This is a genomic window from Alloalcanivorax xenomutans (genome assembly GCF_032810065.1).
In the GTDB taxonomy this organism is placed as follows: domain Bacteria; phylum Pseudomonadota; class Gammaproteobacteria; order Pseudomonadales; family Alcanivoracaceae; genus Alloalcanivorax; species Alloalcanivorax xenomutans.
Genome location: NZ_CP136538.1, coordinates 1,774,133 through 1,792,322, shown reverse-complemented (window position 1 = coordinate 1,792,322; position 18,190 = coordinate 1,774,133). Strand labels below are relative to the sequence as shown.

General features: G+C 55.8%; 10 protein-coding genes, 1 tRNA gene and 1 pseudogene. 6 read left to right on the top strand and 6 right to left on the bottom strand.

The genetic code is table 11. The features are described 5' to 3' along the window. Positions 1-52 precede the first annotated feature (52 nt). Positions 53-532, top strand: coding sequence for a GFA family protein (locus tag RYH70_RS08425; protein ID WP_317010061.1), 480 nt, complete (start codon positions 53-55; stop codon positions 530-532). A 167-nt stretch (positions 533-699) separates the two neighbouring features. Here the strand turns inward: RYH70_RS08425 and RYH70_RS08420 are convergent, their stop codons facing one another. Beyond that, on the bottom strand, positions 700-1,170 hold the full coding sequence (locus RYH70_RS08420) for an HIRAN domain-containing protein (RefSeq protein WP_317010060.1): 471 nt from the start codon (positions 1,168-1,170) through the stop codon (positions 700-702). A gap of 186 nt (positions 1,171-1,356) precedes the next feature. Between RYH70_RS08420 and RYH70_RS08415 the strand changes: the two are divergent. Then, a pseudogene (locus tag RYH70_RS08415) lies at positions 1,357-1,530 on the top strand (GFA family protein); the annotation flags it as partial. A gap of 52 nt (positions 1,531-1,582) precedes the next feature. Here RYH70_RS08415 and RYH70_RS08410 read toward each other — a convergent pair. The 3 genes from RYH70_RS08410 to RYH70_RS08400 all read right to left on the bottom strand — a co-directional run bounded on the left by RYH70_RS08410 (position 1,583) and on the right by RYH70_RS08400 (position 10,690). Further along, positions 1,583-1,960, bottom strand: coding sequence for a hypothetical protein (locus RYH70_RS08410; RefSeq protein WP_317010059.1), 378 nt, complete (start codon positions 1,958-1,960; stop codon positions 1,583-1,585). 594 nt (positions 1,961-2,554) lie between these two features. Then, positions 2,555-9,733, bottom strand: coding sequence for an RHS repeat domain-containing protein (locus RYH70_RS08405; protein WP_317010058.1), 7,179 nt, complete (start codon positions 9,731-9,733; stop codon positions 2,555-2,557). Positions 9,734-10,336: 603 nt separating this feature from the next. Beyond that, positions 10,337-10,690 carry a hypothetical protein gene (locus RYH70_RS08400; RefSeq protein ID WP_284456173.1) on the bottom strand — a complete coding sequence of 118 codons (354 nt, stop codon included), beginning with the start codon at positions 10,688-10,690 and terminating at the stop codon, positions 10,337-10,339. Between the two features lie 324 nt (positions 10,691-11,014). Here RYH70_RS08400 and cysZ point away from each other — a divergent pair, with 324 nt between their 5' ends. Then, positions 11,015-11,791, top strand: a complete 777-nt coding sequence (gene cysZ, locus RYH70_RS08395; protein WP_097057923.1) for a sulfate transporter CysZ — start codon at positions 11,015-11,017, stop codon at positions 11,789-11,791. 93 nt (positions 11,792-11,884) lie between these two features. On the opposite strand, the gene uvrB is transcribed toward cysZ, so the two are convergent. Then, positions 11,885-13,900, bottom strand: coding sequence for an excinuclease ABC subunit UvrB (gene uvrB, locus RYH70_RS08390; protein WP_317010057.1), 2,016 nt, complete (start codon positions 13,898-13,900; stop codon positions 11,885-11,887). A 268-nt stretch (positions 13,901-14,168) separates the two neighbouring features. Here uvrB and RYH70_RS08385 point away from each other — a divergent pair, with 268 nt between their 5' ends. Together RYH70_RS08385 and RYH70_RS08380 are read left to right on the top strand one after the other, a co-directional pair. Next, on the top strand, positions 14,169-15,359 hold the full coding sequence (locus tag RYH70_RS08385) for a pyridoxal phosphate-dependent aminotransferase (protein WP_022996172.1): 1,191 nt from the start codon (positions 14,169-14,171) through the stop codon (positions 15,357-15,359). Between the two features lie 68 nt (positions 15,360-15,427). After that, positions 15,428-15,503, top strand: a tRNA-Asn gene (locus RYH70_RS08380). A 58-nt stretch (positions 15,504-15,561) separates the two neighbouring features. Here RYH70_RS08380 and RYH70_RS08375 read toward each other — a convergent pair. Next, a complete protein-coding gene (locus tag RYH70_RS08375; protein ID WP_284456176.1) occupies positions 15,562-16,719 on the bottom strand; it encodes a glycosyltransferase family 4 protein in 1,158 nt (385 codons plus the stop codon). 279 nt (positions 16,720-16,998) lie between these two features. On the opposite strand from RYH70_RS08375, the gene RYH70_RS08370 reads away from it, so the two are divergent. Further along, positions 16,999-18,189, top strand: a complete 1,191-nt coding sequence (locus RYH70_RS08370) for an exopolysaccharide biosynthesis polyprenyl glycosylphosphotransferase (protein ID WP_284456177.1) — start codon at positions 16,999-17,001, stop codon at positions 18,187-18,189. Position 18,190 lies beyond the last annotated feature (1 nt).

Sequence of the window (18,190 nt, the reverse complement as noted above, 5' to 3'; positions counted from 1 at the left end):
TGCCACGCTGACACCATTGTCAGTGACGGCCCGAACCTCGGGAGGGAAAGTCATGTTGCTTCACGGTTCCTGCCACTGCGGCGCGGTGCATTTCAGCGTCGAGTCCCCACACCCCTATCCCTATCAACGTTGCTATTGCTCCATCTGCCGCAAAACCGCCGGCGGTGGCGGCTACGCCATCAACCTCAGCGGCCGCGCCGAAACGCTTTCCGTGGAAGGCGCCGAGCATAAGAGCATCTACCATGCCGTCATTGATGGTGAACCCAGTCCTGGCGAACGGCACTTCTGCCACCACTGCGCCAGCGCCCTGTGGGTATTCGATCCGCGCTGGCCGGAACTGGTCCACCCGTTCTCCTCGGCCATCGACACCGACCTGCCGATCCCGCCCGAACGGGTGCATCTGCTGCTGGACAGCAAAGCCAACTGGGTGGAGGTGGAAGCCGGAAAGGACGACAAATGCTTTGACGGCTATCCGGAGGAGAGTATTGCCGAGTGGCATCGGAGGTTGGGGTTGGAGGATAAGGAGGGCTAGCCCCGCTTGAAGTACTTTATGCAAAGACAAAAACAAGAAAGAAAAATACAAAGGCGACACCGCTGATCACAAACTTGAAACGGCTGAAAATCTTAAAAATCAGCTCCTTCTCTTTATCGTCCAGATTCGTGCCATCCAGATTCCTTAGGCCCTGCCCCCCAGAGCCTCTAACCCAAACTATCCAGCGCAGGCATATCCAGAATGACACCAAAGCTGGGCTTGTTATTGGTCCCCCCGACAAGCCTGGCTTTGACGCCGATTTTGGAGTATTTGTCCAGGTCTAGCAGTTTGATCAGTTCCTTGAATTCCTTTGCGTTCTGGCGTCGCAGGTACCCTACCTTGAGGTCATCTATGTAGATCGCGCAGGCATTTTTGTCATGTGGGTTGTCAGGCTCGGGCACGACCCAGGCTTGCAGGTCATCATCCCATCCACGACCGCTCTCAGAGGCCACTATTTCCAGATTGTCTTGGTAGTGAGACTCCCCTACTACATCAATGTCAAACTCTCCGCCCGCTCTGATCTGGGCTTCATGGTAAATTTTCTTAACCTTTTTGCGGAGCAGAATGATTATCCAGTTGGTGAAAAAGACGAGAGCTAAAATCAAGGCCATTGCTAAAATCAAGGCGATCCATTCCATAAGCACCTTCCATCCTGAAAACTGGTGGTGAAAAAATAATACTACACCACCAATTCTACAATACGATCATATGGGTCATGCGTTCAGGGGGCACGCCCCGGTGGCAGGTCCTGCCCGATGCTTAGCAGTCACTCTTTCCAGCTGAGAAAGGCAAAGGGCAAGAACTGCATCCCTGAGCGCGTATGCGCCTCAGCCATCGACACCGACCTGCCGATCCCGCCCGAACGGGTGCATCTGCTACTGGACAGCAAAGCCAACTGGGTGGAAGTGGAAGCCGGAAAGAACGACAAATGCTTCGACCGCTATCCGGCGGAGAGTATCGCCGAGTGGCATCGGAGGCTGGGGTTGGAGGACCGGTAACACCGAAAAACGCGAAACCGACCCGCCTGAGGAATTTGGCGAGCCTTCCCAGTCACTCCACCCATATACGGTCAATTTTCAAATATCCCCCAACCGTTCCCCTCATTTGAATCTTAACGTCTTTACCTGTGGTTTGAGCCGCCAGAGCCGTGCTGTAGAAGTAGGAAGCAAACTCCGGCTTATCCAGATAGGAAACCGCTCCCGCCACGAATTTCGACACGCCGCCAATACCAACGCTCGCCGGTGCACCAGAAGCCATCGGGGTATCGAAGTAAAGCATCATTACGCCTCTGTCATTGATATACAGCTGTTTCACTTTTCCCAAATAGTAACAATAGGGAGCCCCAGCACTGGTATGACAAGTTGGCTCACCAGCGTAGATCAGTCCTGGCAAAAGAAAGGAAAACAGCAACGCAACGACCTTTTTCATATCCCACCTCTCAAATTCCATATAATTCGTCCATGAATGCCAAGCGCATGAGCCTAGCTCTTCTTGGCTCCTTCACTCAATCCTTCGTCTTTACAAAAATTCGACACCCCTACTCGAAAGGCAGATGGCAAGACCTGCCCCCCCGAGGCGTAAAGGCGCAAGGCGTACGAAAAGCACAATTTAAGACCAGCCCCTCAAATCTTCACTCAAGGCCTAAAAACCCAAAGCAGCCCCCCCTATGGTCACGCTTATTTAAAGTTACTAAAAAGTATATATCGAGCCTTATATGTTATATACGCAAGATGAAAAAAAGGCCCGACTGAGACAATAACCAGTGCAACGGCAGGAAAAAATAGAACCGGAGCCAAGACCAATAGCTTTAAGCCGTAGACCTTTACACAGTCCCCCCAAAGAGTCAGGTACATCATTCCTACGGGAATCATAACTACTAGAAGAACGGTCTTCAGGAAAATGCTACCATTTACTACATCTGAGTAAAGATAAAAAAATGGAGATGAGACGGCAAGAAGCCCCAGCGCACCCCATAGAAATATAAAGTACAGCCTTATCTTCTTAACATCAGAGCCACTCATCTCAATCACCACCAAAGACATGGATTGAATCTTCATACACAACCCCCAACCCAATGGAAACATCGAGAGTTAGACCTTTTCCTCTAAGGACGTCCATTACGGCACTTGACCGATATTTTGGCGTTCCATAGCTCCATGTAGCCCCATTATCTCTCGTAATATTCTCAGCTGACACACCTCCGAGAAAGGGCAAATCGAATTCCGTCAAAGTTCTTCCTTCAGAAAAGGTCTTAATATAGCCACTCTCTGTCCAATACCCTCCAGTTTCGTCGCTCAACTTAGCTGATCCCAAATCAATAGTTATACCAGCCCCTCTTTTTAAAGTGAATGAAGCTAGCCAACCAACTCGCACATGCTCTTTTATATATTGTTTGAACCTTTCCCAACTCGGACTATTCCGCTCTTCTTTGGTACTCATCTGGTTAAACAAATACCCCATAGCCCCGGTAGCAGCTCCAACCATGAACTTACCACCAGTGGCCTCGGAGACAGAGCCACTAATCAAACCGGCCACAGCAGCCCCCAGGGCGGGTTTGCCATCAGTCCAATCCTCAATGTGGTCACCCAACATACCTTCCGTCATTCCCCCAATCAGCCCGGATCTCACGTCCGCACCTCGCATCCGGGCAAACGCTGCGCCACGGGCGCCGTGGGCTATGCCGCTGTTATACCAACGGAGGTCCTGGCGACCAATGAATTTGTTAACCCTTGCATCTGCGTAAGCCAATGCTGCTGATTTCGCGCCCGCAAGCAAAGCCTTTTCAATGGGGGCCCCACTACCGTACGTAACAGCACCAGCAACCCAGGATTGGTAGGCGGAGAAACAGGCACCGGCCCCGCCTCCTGTACCGATGGAACAACCTACCATGCCAACAATCCCAAACACTTCCCCGGCATACTTGTTGCGGGCCGCGAACCGAGCCATTTCCTTGCCTGCGTAGCGGGATGTCACTTCCGCGATGGCCATTTGCGGATTGAACACCGCCAGAACAATCCCCATCCGCTTCTTGATCGAGTTCCGTAGCTTCTTCCAGGTCTTGCTCAGCCAGGAATAGCCGCTGGGGTCGGTGATGCTCATGGGGTTGTTGAGGGCATAACTGTAGCGGTTGTAGCTTTCCACCTGGTCCAGGCCCTTGATCACCGGGTCGGCGCTGAGGAAGCGGCCGATGGTGGGGTCGTAGATGCGGCCGCCCATGTGAATGATGCCGACGTCGTCGAGCATTTCGTGGCCGGTGTAACCTTTGCTGGTGGCCTTTTCCGCCCGTTCCATGCCGAACCAGGCGGCGTCGCTGATCGCCGTCCAGTCCACGTCTTTTCGTGGCCGGCCCCAGGGGTCGTAGCGGTAGCGTTCGGTGACACCGCCGAGGCCGTGGGCCACGGCCACCACGGAGCCCATGCCGTCCATGAACAGGTGCTCTTCGTTGGGTGAGGTGGCGTCACCGTTTTCGAAGGACACCACCACGTCGCCGGTGATCCGGAAGCGTTCCTTGATGGTGGTCTGCCCGTTCTTCTGGATATCCAGATATTCGTAGCCCCCCAGAGAAATTTTGTTGGTGGTTTTCTCGGAGGTGGTGGTGACCTGCTTCAGGATAGAGCGGTCCGGTCCGTAGACCAGGTCCACCGTCGCGCTGGTGCCCTGAATCTGGTCCGGCTTATTGAAAGCGGTGTAGGAGATGGTCTTGCCACCGCCGGCAAGCATGTTGCCGCCACTGTCGTAGCAGTAGCTGGCGTTGCGGGTTCCCGTAACACTGGTGACGGCATGGGGTCCCGGCGTGTATTGGGTGCCGCCTACTTCGCAGCTTTCGCCATACTGGTACTGGCCGACGTCGTTTCGCTGCAGGATGTTGCCGCTGACGTCGTAGTCGATGGACTGCTCGAAGGAGTTCCCCGGGGTGGTCATGTTGGCCACCGTGGCTTGCACCAGGCGGTCCACCACATCGTATGCGAAGGTTTCCTCCACTTGTTCCAGGTTACCCACCGCCTGCTGGGTGCGCTTGCGCATCAGCCCCTTGGCGTCGAAGTCGTAGAACTCGTTCTGGATGCCCCAGGCGGTATCGAAAGTCATCTTGGAGCGGATCTGGGTCAGGAAACCGGACACCGGATCATGGTCGTACAGTTTGCGGATGATGCCGTTACCCTGATAGACATCCTTGATCTGACCACGCACGGTCTTGGCATTGGCCCGCCAGTAATAATCTTCCTCACCGGGCTTGCCGATCTCATGGAGTTCGCCCTGAGCGTTGTAGCGGTATTCCACGCTCAGGCTCGGGCCGTTGATCCGGTGCGGCAACGTCTCTTGTACAAGGCGGCCGGTATTGCTGTCGAACTGGCTTGAACGGGTGAACTGACGGCCATCGAAACGGGTGTCCACCTGCACCACCCGGCCAATCCCATCGTAGAAGGGCTCTTCCCGATAGCCATTGTTGGCGGTCACCAGAGCCAGGCGCCCCACCCCTTTGGCCGGGGCGTCATAGCTCCAGCTATGGGTCGCGGTCTGCCCCGCGCAGCCGTTCAAGGCGGCCTGTGATGCCTGGGCCCAGCTCAGAGAAGGCCGATAATCATCGGTGCGGGAAATCAGCCGCCCGAGCTCGTCATAGGCCGAACAGGTCCGGGCGCCACTGCCGTTCTGTTGCAGAACGATCTGGTCGAAATCGTCATAGGCGTACTGCCATTGACCAATATTCGGATCCTGGGAGCCGACCTTACGGCCCAGGGCGTCATAAGTGTTAACCAGCTCCACCTGGTCCGGCAGTACCACCTTGAGCAGCTTGCCTGAAGCATCGTATTGGTAGGTAAGCTGCCGATTGGCCGCGTCCACCACCCGGCGCAAGCGGTCCTGAACATCGTTGGTGTGAACGGTCACCTGGGTGGTCTGACCACCTCCCACGGGATCGCTCCAGGACACCGTTTGTTGCGTGGTGAGTCCGCTGTACTGATGGTTGGACGTCAAACCGGAAGCGGACCGCTCCACCAGAGGACGCCCCAGCACATCACGGGACATCACCTGATTCCAGTACACCGCTCCGCCCAGCTCATGCGGCTCGGAGGTGCGGGTCACGTCGCCGTTGGCGTCATATTCCGTCTTCGCCACGATGGTTTCGCCGGCGAAGCCAGTAGCCCGGGTTTCGATGGTACGGCCAAGCAAGTCCGTGTATTCCCGGGTCGGGCCGCTGATCGGCGTGCCGTTACGGCCCGCCAGCCAGCTTTCGGTGTAGTACACCGCGTTGGCCGGGCAATTGCTTATGCAAGCCTTGATGCGGGTCTCCCGGCGCTGCCCATCCGCGCTGAATTCGGTCAGCGGGCGTCCGAGGGAGTCGTAATTCCAACGGGTGGTGACGTTATTCGGGTCACTTTCCGTCAGCTTGACACCCAGCACCGGGTCGTAGGTCGCTTTCGAGGTGTGCCCCAGCGTATTGCGGGTCTCCACCACGAAGCGGCCGGTGGGATCATAGGTGAATTGCGTGCTTCGTTCCGCGCCGCCAGCGCCCTTCTCCACCCGTGTTTCCGTAAGCCCATAGGCGTTGTAGGTATAGCGCGTTTCCTTGCGTAGCACCGGCTGATCCGGCTCCACGATCTCGGATTGCAGCATGCCGCCGATACCGGGCTGCGACGCTGAATAGTAGGTCCAGGCCGAGGTCCTGGTAATGGTGGGCGTCGCCTGCCCCTGATAAGAGCCGGAGTAAGTGGCCTCGGAACGGGACTGACGGCCCAGTATCCAGTAGGTCAGGTTATTGGTCAGATATTGGTTGACCAGTCGTTTGGTGAACGTCTGCCCGGTTCCGGAGGTAGCGACTTCCTGCGTCAGCAAGTCGCCGGTGTTTTTGTAGGTATTGCTGGATTCCACCGTCTTGATCAGGCTGCCGTCAAGCTCATACTCCTTGCTGACGCTGCCTTTGAGCAAAGATCGGTAACGCAGGGAGATGCCGGAACGGTTCCATATATTGGACGCGGACTGCAGCGGAAAGCCCTGGCCCCGATAAATCTGAGTCTGCCACTCATTTTCTTCGCTGGAGACCAGTTGGAACCCGCCGCCGACCTTGTAATAGGTCTCGGAGCGATCCACCTGACCGACGGTATGATTGCGGACGTCCTGATTGAACCAGATGTCATGGCGTTTTCGGCCGTTCTCCGAGGTCACTCTGAGCAGCTCAAAGCCGACGCCACCGAACTCATTGGGGTAGTAGCCGTAATTCCGGTAGAAATATTGCTGGGTGTTGTAACCGCCGATGCCGTCGGAGGCCTCCAGCTCCGAAACCACGTTCATGCCTTTGGTCAGGAATACTTGGCCGTGACTGCCAGTGGGGCCGCCATAGGCGTACACCGACGGATCGGCAATATCCTTGTAGGTAACGCCGTATTCCAGCCCAAAACCGTTGGTGACACCGGTGAGCAAGTCACCTTGTTCCGGCACCTGAGGACCGAAGCAGGCCATGCCGCGATTACGGGGTACCAAGGATTTCCAGTACAAGGCACAGTAGGAATCATGGCCATCACCGTTGATGTCCGCCCATCCCCGGTTGATGTCCCGCATACCGCGGATGTTCGATCCCAGATAGGGCAAGCGATACTTCGCCGAAGACGCACCAAAGCCATCCGGCGTGGAGATAAAACAGGTTAAATGAGTGTCCGACACGCCAGGCACTGTATTTTCCACACACCAATCCATGCGGCCATCCTGGTTGACGTCCATGAACTGAGTGGCTTCCGGCATCCGCTCATAGTCTTGCGCGGTTGTTGGAGTAACCTGCAGGAACGGTGAGGTGATTTCATTGCCCCAGCCATCGCCCAGGGATTCGAGGCACGAAGCGCGATAACCTCCCTTGCCGTTACTAGTGGTCCAATAGATGCGGCAGAAATCGGAGAATCCATTGCCGGTGAAGTCAGTGAACAGCGCGCTGAAATACTTGGTGGAGCTGCCTTTGTAGACCCAGCGATCTGGCTCATTGGCCTGAAAGTGAGTACCGGTTTTAGCCCAGGTTCCGCCATTCAGACCCTGGCCTTGATTATTGATATGACAAGTGATCTTGGTTTTGGTGGTAATGCAATAGTCCGGAAGCCCATCACCGTTGACATCTGCCCAGTAGCCGGCCATGTCGGTGATTTCCTTGGTGAAGGCTTCCGAGAACGTGAACCCGTTGACCGATTGAACCAGACAGCGGATGTACTTTTTCTCGTCTTTCAAATAGGTATAGCAATAGTCGATCTTTCCGTTACCGTTAAAGTCCATCCAGGATCTGGGGCCGACAAAAAACTTGTCGACGGGACGGGATACATCAAAAGTGACGAGCTCTTTGAACGCATTCTGCAGATTGGGTTTATTCAATCGACAGGTCAGCCGGTCATTACCGCCCTGGATAGTCGAGTAGCAAAGATCTACCAGGCCATCGTCGTTGATATCGATCCAAGCGGGGTCCACGTTCCAATTATGGCGACTCCAATCTGGCGACGGCGCGTCATCATGCTGTTGTAAACGAGTGCCCACCAACCCGGCATCGATCTTGATCTGGGAACCGAACCCACCATTGCCATTGCTCAAATAGCAGATAATTTCAGCCGGAGAAGAATAACCCGCCCCGGTACCGGAAATCCGACAGTAGTCATCGTACTTGTCCCTATTGATATCCACCCAGCGGGCAAACCCTGGATAGTGCAACCCTTCCTCGAACACGTATTCCGTCGAGGGGGTTCCTGGGAAACGGGAATACGTGGTCTTGGAAAAGTCCGGCTGACGCTCTTTTTTCCAGTTCAAAGTAATAGGCTTGAAACAGCGCGCCGATGCATCGCATTCAAAGAAGCGGGTCAGCAAGGAGCGCTTGGTGGCCTGGCTGGTTTCATAACGGAAGTGATATTGCCGCGCCACGGAGCCATGACTTCGGGAGGTGACGCGAGCCAAACGGAGCCCCACTCTATACACTTTACCGAGCACCGCGGTACGCCAGCCATAAGGGTCCGGCTCATAAGTGAATTCCACCTCGGCATCCCCACTGCCGGCCTGGCCGTCCTTGACCGTGTATTCGATCTTCTGGGGGAAGTAACCGGCGGAGCCGGGCTGGTACGTCACCCGATATCCATACCCCAAACGGTCTTCCACGCCATCCAGAACCCAACGGCCAACCGCGTTGCCCGACAAGCGGCCAGTGATACGGGTATCCGCCCGGCTGCCGTAATACATGACATCGCCGTTCTTCTCATGGACGGTAAAGCCACCCTGGCTGTAGACGATCTTACGATCCGATTCCGCCTCGGTCTGATAGACTGAGCCGTTACCCCAGTACTGGCCGGAGACAAGGATCAACCGGTTGCCGTCAAGACAAAGCAAGTCGCCATTATTTCCTTTTACTCCCGATACCGCACCATCCCGTTCGAAGCTATAACCACAGCGCTCGATGGCGGAAACGCCGGAAATACTGAACCCCATGCCCGCCTGGCCATATCCGGAACCGCTGGAGTAATGGATCGAGAACGAGGGGTCGACACCGGCACCGCCTTTGGGGACCTGAATGGGAAGGCTAAACTCAGCCTGGCCAAGATCAACGGAGAAGGAGGATGCGGAGGAACCGACCAGGGAAGTATTAAGATTGATGCTTCTGGGTTCGGAGAAACTGTTGCCGCTCCATTGGGAATAACGGAAATCATCGAAAATGAGCACATCTCCGTTACCACCAGGCGCTTTCCCCACGGAGATGCCGCTTCCACCAGATACCCAGTAACCACCTATTTTCTGGAACTGATCCTTCAGGACCAGTCGGCCCTGATTGTCATTTCTGAGATAAAGGCTATTGATGTTCTGGTTCTTGGATTGCAGCAGGAGATCTTTAACACCATCGCCATCAAAATCTCCAACAAGAAAATCGAACTGATTGGATGGCGTGGCAGGTATCGATGCGCCTTGCGTCATCGTGCAGGGGGTAAAGGCACCTGATCCCCTGCCACAGAACAGCAGATCCTGGTAGCCCGATTCGATGGGGATGGGAAAGGCAATGCCAAGGGTAATCATTGCATATTGCTGTCGGGCACGAAGCAGTATATCGGCCCGACCATCCAAGCCGTACTCGACACTATCAATGTCTCCGTAATAGACATCATAGCGGCCCTGATTCAAAGGAAGAGCCGCATTCGCGACACTCGCCCCCCAGATAGACAGAATAGCAATAGCTAAAACAATCCCTTTTTTAAACATATCTTCCCCATCCCAATCGGAATACTATCCAAATATCAATACACTCAGATCGTCAATTACGGTGCAAGTAAACTGTTTTCAAGGAAGGGATTGTTGCTGAGGCGTCCCAATGCACCGGGATACATTCAGAGATATGAGCGGATACCGGTTGTCCAGACGTCAGAGATGCAAGGACTATGGACAGCATTTCCTGTCGCATTTGCCCCGACTCAAGATTTATAGCGAGAACCCCGCGGCTAGTGCAATTGTCCGCGTGTTGGATCTGCTGCGCAGTCTGTGGAGACACTCTCAAAAGAACGTATTGATCTAGAACTTCGACACTCTCCGGCAAGAACTTCCCTGAGTTCCCCGGGGTGCTCTCGGCATGTGAAAAGCCAGACACAAAAATGCCAGAGAGCACCAGACCCCATAAAGCTTTCTTATTCATAACCCCTCCAGGTTTTATATATTAAAATTACCGCCTCAAAATAATCCGATTCACTCTGCAGGCGCCATTCACAGACACAATTGGATCAAACCGGACTCCGATATCGATATCCATACTAAAGGCGGTTATCAAGGTGCTATATGCATACCCATTTAGGCCAACTTCATCTGCGGGCTTTATTGCCCAACACTAATCCATTCCGGTTGTTCTCGATCTCCCCAAGAATTACAATGCCCTGTACCAGTAACATAGATTCTTTTTCCTTGCGCGTGTGCTGATAGAACCAAAGCATACATCGCTCGCCCTGCCTCACTTTCAAGAGACATGGCCCAATCTTTCCCGCCGTTTTCAGTGCTACAACTAGGGGCATTATTTCGATCGCCGTCCAGCGTGAACATGAACACACCAGGGCCGCTATCCTCACCACCAGAATGCGCCATGAGTCCGGTGATATATCCAGCTGCGGTACCGGCCACAGCTTGAACTGGCAGAATAACCACGGCCAATGCGGCGACAAATATTTTCATCATCAAAACCGTCCCCGTGAAAACCTGTTCTTGGTAATACCGACTTATTGCATCGCGATCACTTTTGACGACTATGCACCATCGCAGGTCAGCACCCCGACACATAAACAATTTACCCCCTCCTTATATCCGCTTTCATCGATTCGTTGTGTAAGCCATTTCATACAGCTGATGTAGGATATTCACCCTTTTTCATGTAAGCCTCAGCCTACAACCATTCACAAACCACCTCTCCTGCCCTCCCCGTCCATCCAGATCCACCATTGGCACCCCTCCCCCACCCCGTTAGACTCCGCGGTGTTTCCGTAGCCGAAGACAGGGTGGACCGTGCAGCAGATCAGTCGTGCGTTTTCCTATTTGAGTCAGGCCTTCGGCCTGGCGCGCAGCCCGGGCCTGCGTTGGTATGTACTGGTGCCGATGGCCTTTAACGTGCTGGTGTTCGGGGTGCTGTACTGGCTCTCCGCGACTTGGATCGGGGGCTGGATTTCGGCGGTGACGGCGGGCTGGGCGTTGGATGGCGGGTTGAGCTTTCTCAACGGGCTGATCCAGTTTCTGGCCAACGCGGCGGTGGTGCTGGTGTGGATTCTGTTGTTGGGGGTGTTCGCCAGCGTCTTCACCCTGGGCGTACAGTTGATCGCGGCGCCGTTCATGGGTTTTCTGGCGGAGAAAGTGGATATCCAGGTCACCAGCCGGCCGATGCCGGATGAGTCCATCGGCGCGATGGTCTGGCGGACTTTCAAACGGGAGATCCGCAAGACGTTGTATTGGTTGTGGCGGGCACTGCTGGTGCTGTTCGTGGTGGTGGTGCTTTATTTCATTCCGGTGGTGAACGTCTTCGCGTCGGCGGTGTGGTTCCTGTGGTCCGGCTGGTTGCTGGGCATGCAGTACATCGACTATGGCGCGGATAACCGTCAGGTGTCGTTCGAGGAGATGCTGGTGCGGCTCAAGCGCAAGCGCTGGCTGGTGCTGACGTTCGGCTCGCTGGTGATGGGGCTGACCATGCTGCCGCTGGTGAATCTGTTCATCATGCCGGTGGCGGTGATTGCCGGGACGCTGATCTGGGTGAAGGAGTTGAGCCCGGAGGTGATGCCGGAGGTGGTGTAGCAGGAGTGCGTTGGCGATTATTCGCCAGCGAGCTGGCTTCCCACAGCGGCGCTGTAGACGGGCTGTGGGAAGCCTGCTTGCAGGCGAAGGAACTCACCGCATGAAGCCCTCTTCCCGCAGGCGATGGATGCGGTCGCGCAGGGCCGCGGCCTGCTCGAACTCCAGATTCTTGGCGTGCTCCATCATCTTCGCTTCCAGCTGATCGATTTCCTTGGCCACCTCCGCCGGTGAGCGGGCCACGTATTTCTCGCGGTCGTCCGCTACCTTCCGGGTGCGCTTGCGCTCCGGCTGGCCGGCGCCAGTGGTATAGGCGTCATCCATGATGTCCCGCACCTGCTTGACCAGCCCTTGCGGGGTAATGCCCATCGCCTTGTTATGTTCGATCTGCTTGGTCCGGCGGCGCTCGGTTTCGTCGATGGCGCGGCGCATGGAGCCGGTGACCTGGTCGGCGTAGAGAATGGCCCGCCCCTGGATGTTACGCGCCGCCCGGCCGATGGTCTGGATCAGGGAACGGTCGGAGCGCAGGAAGCCTTCCTTGTCAGCGTCAAGAATGGCCACCAGCGCCACTTCCGGCATGTCCAGCCCCTCACGCAACAGGTTGATCCCCACCAGCACATCGAACTTGCCCAGACGCAGGTCGCGGATGATCTCCACCCGTTCCACGGTGTCGATGTCGGAGTGCAGGTAGCGCACCTTGATGCCGTTTTCGTTCAGGTATTCGGTGAGATCTTCCGCCATGCGCTTGGTCAGCGTGGTCACCAGCACCCGCTCGCCTTTGGCGATGCATTCCCGGGCCTCGCCCAGCAGGTCGTCCACCTGGCTGCCGGCGGGGCGGATTTCGATGGCCGGGTCCACCAGCCCAGTGGGCCGCACCACCTGCTCCACCACCTGGCCGGCGTGTTTTTCCTCGTAGGGGCCCGGCGTGGCGGAGACGAACACCATCTGCGGGGCCAGCCGCTCCCATTCCTCGAACTTGAGGGGGCGATTATCCAGCGCCGAGGGCAGCCGGAAGCCGTATTCCACCAGGGTTTCCTTGCGGGAGCGGTCGCCTTTGTACATGGCGCCCAACTGCGGCACGGTGACGTGGGACTCATCCATGATCAGCAACGAGTCCTGCGGCAGATAATCAAACAGCGTCGGCGGCGCCTCACCAGGCTGGCGGCCAGAGAACAGCCGCGAGTAGTTCTCCACGCCGTTGCAGTAGCCCAGTTCCTGCAGCATCTCGATGTCGAAACGGGTGCGCTGCTCCAGCCGCTGCGCCTCCACCAGCTTGTTGTTGTCCCGCAGCAGCTTGAGGCGATCGGCCAGCTCCTCCTTGATCATCTCGATGGCCTTGAGCACGGTTTCCCGGGGCGTCACATAGTGGCTCTTGGGGTAAATGGTGACGCGCCCCACCCGCTTGATCACCTCGCCGGTGAGCGGATCGAAGATACTGATGTCCTCGATCTCATCATCGAACAGCTCCAGACGTACCGCCTTGCTCTCCTCTTCCGCCGGGAAGATGTCGATCACGTCACCGCGCACCCGGTAGGTGGCGCGGCGGAAGTCCATCTCGTTGCGGGTGTACTGCAGCTCCGCCAGGCGCCGCAGCAGGTCGCGCTGATCAATATGATCGCCACGCACCAGATGCAGCACCATGGCGTGATAGCTGGCCGGATCACCCAGACCGTAAATGGCCGACACCGTGGCGACGATGATGGTGTCCGGGCGCTCGATAATGGCCTTGGTGGCGGACAGGCGCATCTGCTCGATGTGCTCGTTCACCGAGGCGTCCTTGTCGATAAAGGTGTCCGAGCTGGGCACGTAGGCTTCCGGCTGGTAGTAATCGTAGTAGGAAACGAAATACTCCACCGCGTTTTCCGGGAAGAATGCCTTGAACTCGCCGTACAGCTGGGCGGCCAAGGTTTTATTGTGCGCCATCACCAGGGTCGGGCGCTGCACCTGCTGGATCACATTGGCCATGGTGAACGTCTTCCCCGACCCGGTCACCCCGAGCAGAGTCTGGTGGCCAAGCCCATCCTCGAGCCCTTCCACCAATTGCGCGATGGCGGTGGGCTGATCCCCGGCGGGCTGGTAATCCGAGTGCAATTTAAACGCGGTGTCTGCCATGGTGTGTCGCTGTCCTGTGGGACTGTCCTGCTGTAGGGAAAGGGCGGCGCGAGACAGTATCCACCTGCCTCCCGACAGCCTCTGTCAGTAGTGATTGGCCGCCCGGCCACTGCCCGTGGGAACGGCCCAGGGGCCGCGATATCGCGGTCGATCGACCGCTCCCACGAAACCCGACACCCTATCAGGGGCAAGCCAGATGCGGTAATATTGCGTGCCCCGGTCCGTGTCAAAACCGGGTTCCAATCATCATCCGATAGATGAGGAGTGCATGTCCGATATCAACCTTTCCGACCGCGTCCAACGTATCAAGCCTTCCCCGACCCTGGCGGTGACCTCCAAGGCCGCCGAGCTGCGTGCTCAGGGCAAGGACATTATTGGACTGGGCGCCGGTGAGCCGGATTTCGATACCCCGGATCATATCAAACAGGCCGCCATCGAGGCGATCAATGCCGGCAAGACCAAATACACCGCGGTGGACGGCACTCCCGGCCTGAAACAGGCCATCGTCGACAAGTTCAAGCGTGAGAACGACCTGAGCTACGAACCGGCCCAGGTGTTGGTCTCCAGCGGCGGCAAGCAGAGCTTCTTCAACATGGCCCTGGCCCTGTTCAACGACGGTGACGAAGCGATCATCCCGGCCCCCTACTGGGTCAGCTACCCGGATATGGTGAAAGTAGCCGGCGGCGTACCGGTGATCCTGGAAACCACCCTGGAAAACCGCTTCAAGATCACCCCGGAACAGCTGGCCGCGGCGATCACGCCGAAAACCCGCCTGTTCGTGATCAACAGCCCGTCCAACCCGTCCGGCATGGCCTACACCAAGGAAGAGCTGGCGGCGCTGGGTGAAGTGCTCAAGCAGCACCCGGACATCGTGGTCGCCACCGACGACATGTACGAGCACATCCTGTGGACCGGCCAGCCGTTCGTGAACATCGTCAACGCCTGCCCGGACCTGTACGACCGCACCGTGGTCATGAACGGCGTCTCCAAGGCCTATTCCATGACCGGCTGGCGGATCGGCTATGCCGCCGGCCCGCAGAAGCTGATTGGCGCCATGAAGAAGGTGCAGAGCCAGAGCACCTCCAACCCGGCCTCCATCAGCCAGGCCGCCGCCGAAGCGGCCCTGGCCGGCGATCAACAATGCGTGGCGGACATGGTCAAGGCATTCAAGGAACGCCACGACTATGTGGTGGAAGCGCTGAACGCCCTCCCCGGCGTCAGCTGCGCCCCCGGTGACGGCACTTTCTACGCCTTCGCCGACTTCTCCGGCGCCATCGCCGAAATGGACGGCGTGTCCAGCTGCACCGAACTCGCCACCAGGCTGCTGGAAGAGGCCGGCGTCGCTCTGGTACCGGGTTCCGCCTTTGGCGCCCCCGGCTGTCTGCGCCTGTCCTTCGCGGTGGGCCTGGACACCTTGAAGGACGCGGTGAGCCGAATCGAGAAGGTATTGAACAAATAAGCAACAAACGGACTCGGGGGTGTTGACGCCCCCGAAAGCCGCCACTAATATACGCGGCCTCAAGACATTCCGCCTTAGCTCAGTTGGTAGAGCAGCTGACTGTTAATCAGCGGGTCGCTGGTTCGAGCCCAGCAGGCGGAGCCAAACAGAAAAGGGTCTATCCATCGGATAGGCCCTTTTTCTTTGCCCGCTGATTGAGCGGCTAGGACCGCTTGTTAATCAGCTCGCGAATCCAGCCCCCTATCCCCCCTCCTGCCTTCCGATTCTGGCTCACTTCGATGTACAGCGCCCTGGTACGCTCGATCATCACCTCAAACGAGAAGGCTTCCTCGTATATGCGCCTGCCCGCCTCACCGAATTTCCGACGTTTAGCAGCATCCTCTATCAACAGCACAAGCATACGTTGAAGCTGTTCGGCGTCTCCAGCAGGTACCAGAAAACCGGTGTCACCATCCACTATGGCTTCACCTACCCCGCCTACATCGGAGGCAATTACCGGCAGCCCGGCCCTCATCGCTTCCAATATGCTTAACGGCAGCCCCTCCCACCGTGACAGAAGAACAAAGATCTGTGCATCGGAGAGCATATTCGGCACATCACTCAAGTGGCCAGGCAACGAAACGCGATCCATCAAACCCAGAGATTCGACTTGTGACTGCACACTCATCAGGTCAGGACCGTCGCCAACAATTACCGCACTCCACGAAAGATAATCAAGCGAAGATAAGGCATCCACAAGCCAACCAGGCTGCTTAGGCTCTTGAAAGCGAGAGACCATCACAATGAGCGGGGGTTGCTTTTCCGGATCAGCTCGCAATCGATCGTCAACTTCAGGCACTCCGTTATGGATGCATTGGAGCTTCGAGTCGCGACAGACTCGATGGGAGAGCGCCAATCGCCGATCGTAATCCGATACAGCAATGGTCTTGGCCGTCACCGGAGCCACCAGCTTCTCTAGCATCAATGCCAAATGGCGCCGCCGACGGGAGACACCGTCCGTAAATGCCCAGCCGTGGGCAGTGAAAACGACAGGAATACCCGCCATGAACGATGCTACTCGAGCAACAATGCCCGCCTTGGAAGAATGCGCATGCACTAAATCAGGCGCCAATCGCGTCAAGTGGCGCCGCAACTCGAAAATCGCTTTCAGATCGTTGATTGGCGATATCTCACGCTCCAGCCAGCACAAATGAACAGCATTCAATCCTCTGGAGCGTACTGCGGCCAGCTCGTAATCAGCCCCCCCAGAGAGTATGTAGACATCATGCCCCTCCTCTTCCATCGTCGCAGCCAGATCCAACAAGTGGATCTGAGCCCCTCCAATGGAGTCGAAATGGGTAATAACGTAAACAATCTTCATTGAGTGAACTATACCCCTATTTTCCTGTGTACTGTTGCGCTATCACGCAATCCTGCGGCTGACTGGCCAACGAATTTGTATTGCAAATGAGGTAGTATAGGCAACGTCTATTTGAGTATGCAGAGAAGGCACATCCGCGTTCCGGGACAATCTGCTGGAATGGCTATGAACCATACACGGAAGATCAGGAAAATGGGACAGCACGCAGTCCAACTAACCATATCCCGCCACAATCGTTGGTACGAAAAACTACTACTGAATCCGCTTCTTGGACACACAGTGGCAATCAGCACTCTAGTCTTAGGATCCCAGTTTCTTGCGTACCAATCTTTACCAGAAGACAGGAATCAACTGGCAACGTTAATGATTCTATTTTTCATCTACGTTGCAAACACCTTTCTGGGAAGTCAGATTGCGAAATTTCCCGGCGGAAAGGCGCCCGGCTATTCCCTCACAGTAACAATGACGATTATCGGCACGATCCTCACTCTTGTTTTGGTGGCAAGGACCGGATATGCCAGGACGTCCCTGGTTATTGGCGTGGCGCTCATATTCTTCATTAAGTATTTCGCCTACCTAATAAGCAAACGATTCAGACATTTAAAGTTAGCTGTAGTTCCTTATGGAATAACCCAGAAAGATACAACAAGCTCCAACATTCACTGGAGAACCTTGGTTAGCCCCTCTTTTCAGGGATGCCGATTTGACGGAGTGATCGTCGATATGGATACAGACCTACCACCAGAGTGGGTTCGTTTCATCAGCCACGCGAGCATCTCCGGAATACCCGTAATCAATGCTAGAAAGGTTCAGGAAGAACTCGGCGGAAAAGTCGACCTCGATACGTTACGCACCAGCGACCTGGAAAGTTTGCAACCCTCTCCAGCATACCTATCAATGAAACGGGTGATAGATACAGTAGTGGTGATTGCACTTTCCCCCCTCATCATCCCGGTGTGCTTGATGGTGGCGTTACTAGTAAAGCTTGATTCAAAGGGACCGATCTTATTTGTTCAGAAACGGGTTGGCCAAGGCAACCGGGTATTTTCCATGTACAAATTCCGCTCAATGCGGGAAGAAAGCTTATCGGCCGAACCACGTTTCGCCGATACTGACTCCCATCGCATCACGAAGTTCGGTAGTATAATCAGAAAATACCGGCTTGATGAATTACCTCAACTCTTCAACGTCCTTAAAGGCGATATGAGTCTGATAGGGCCGCGCCCTGAGCAGTCCGGTTTCGTCGAGCAGTTTGAAAAAGATGTACCGTTTTATAGCTACCGGCATATTGTTCACCCTGGCATAACTGGCTGGGCTCAGGTAAGCCATGGCTATGCAGTGTGCACCGAGTCGACAAAAGAGAAGGTTGAACATGATTTTTATTACATTAAGAATCTTTCAATAGGACTTGATGTTCTAATAATCTTCAAAACCATAAAAACCATTCTTACCGGATTCGGAGCAAAATAAT

What these genes read in the sequence shown, in the direction of transcription:
- uvrB (WP_317010057.1), bottom strand. Translation starts at nt 13,900, where the DNA reads ATGGCAGACACCGCGTTTAAATTGCACTCGGATTACCAGCCCGCCGGG.
- RYH70_RS08375 (WP_284456176.1), bottom strand. Translation starts at nt 16,719, where the DNA reads ATGAAGATTGTTTACGTTATTACCCATTTCGACTCCATTGGAGGGGCT.
- RYH70_RS08400 (WP_284456173.1), bottom strand. Translation starts at nt 10,690, where the DNA reads ATGATGAAAATATTTGTCGCCGCATTGGCCGTGGTTATTCTGCCAGTT.
- RYH70_RS08405 (WP_317010058.1), bottom strand. Translation starts at nt 9,733, where the DNA reads ATGTTTAAAAAAGGGATTGTTTTAGCTATTGCTATTCTGTCTATCTGG.
- RYH70_RS08385 (WP_022996172.1), top strand. Translation starts at nt 14,169, where the DNA reads ATGTCCGATATCAACCTTTCCGACCGCGTCCAACGTATCAAGCCTTCC.
- RYH70_RS08410 (WP_317010059.1), bottom strand. Translation starts at nt 1,960, where the DNA reads ATGAAAAAGGTCGTTGCGTTGCTGTTTTCCTTTCTTTTGCCAGGACTG.
- RYH70_RS08420 (WP_317010060.1), bottom strand. Translation starts at nt 1,170, where the DNA reads ATGGAATGGATCGCCTTGATTTTAGCAATGGCCTTGATTTTAGCTCTC.
- RYH70_RS08425 (WP_317010061.1), top strand. Translation starts at nt 53, where the DNA reads ATGTTGCTTCACGGTTCCTGCCACTGCGGCGCGGTGCATTTCAGCGTC.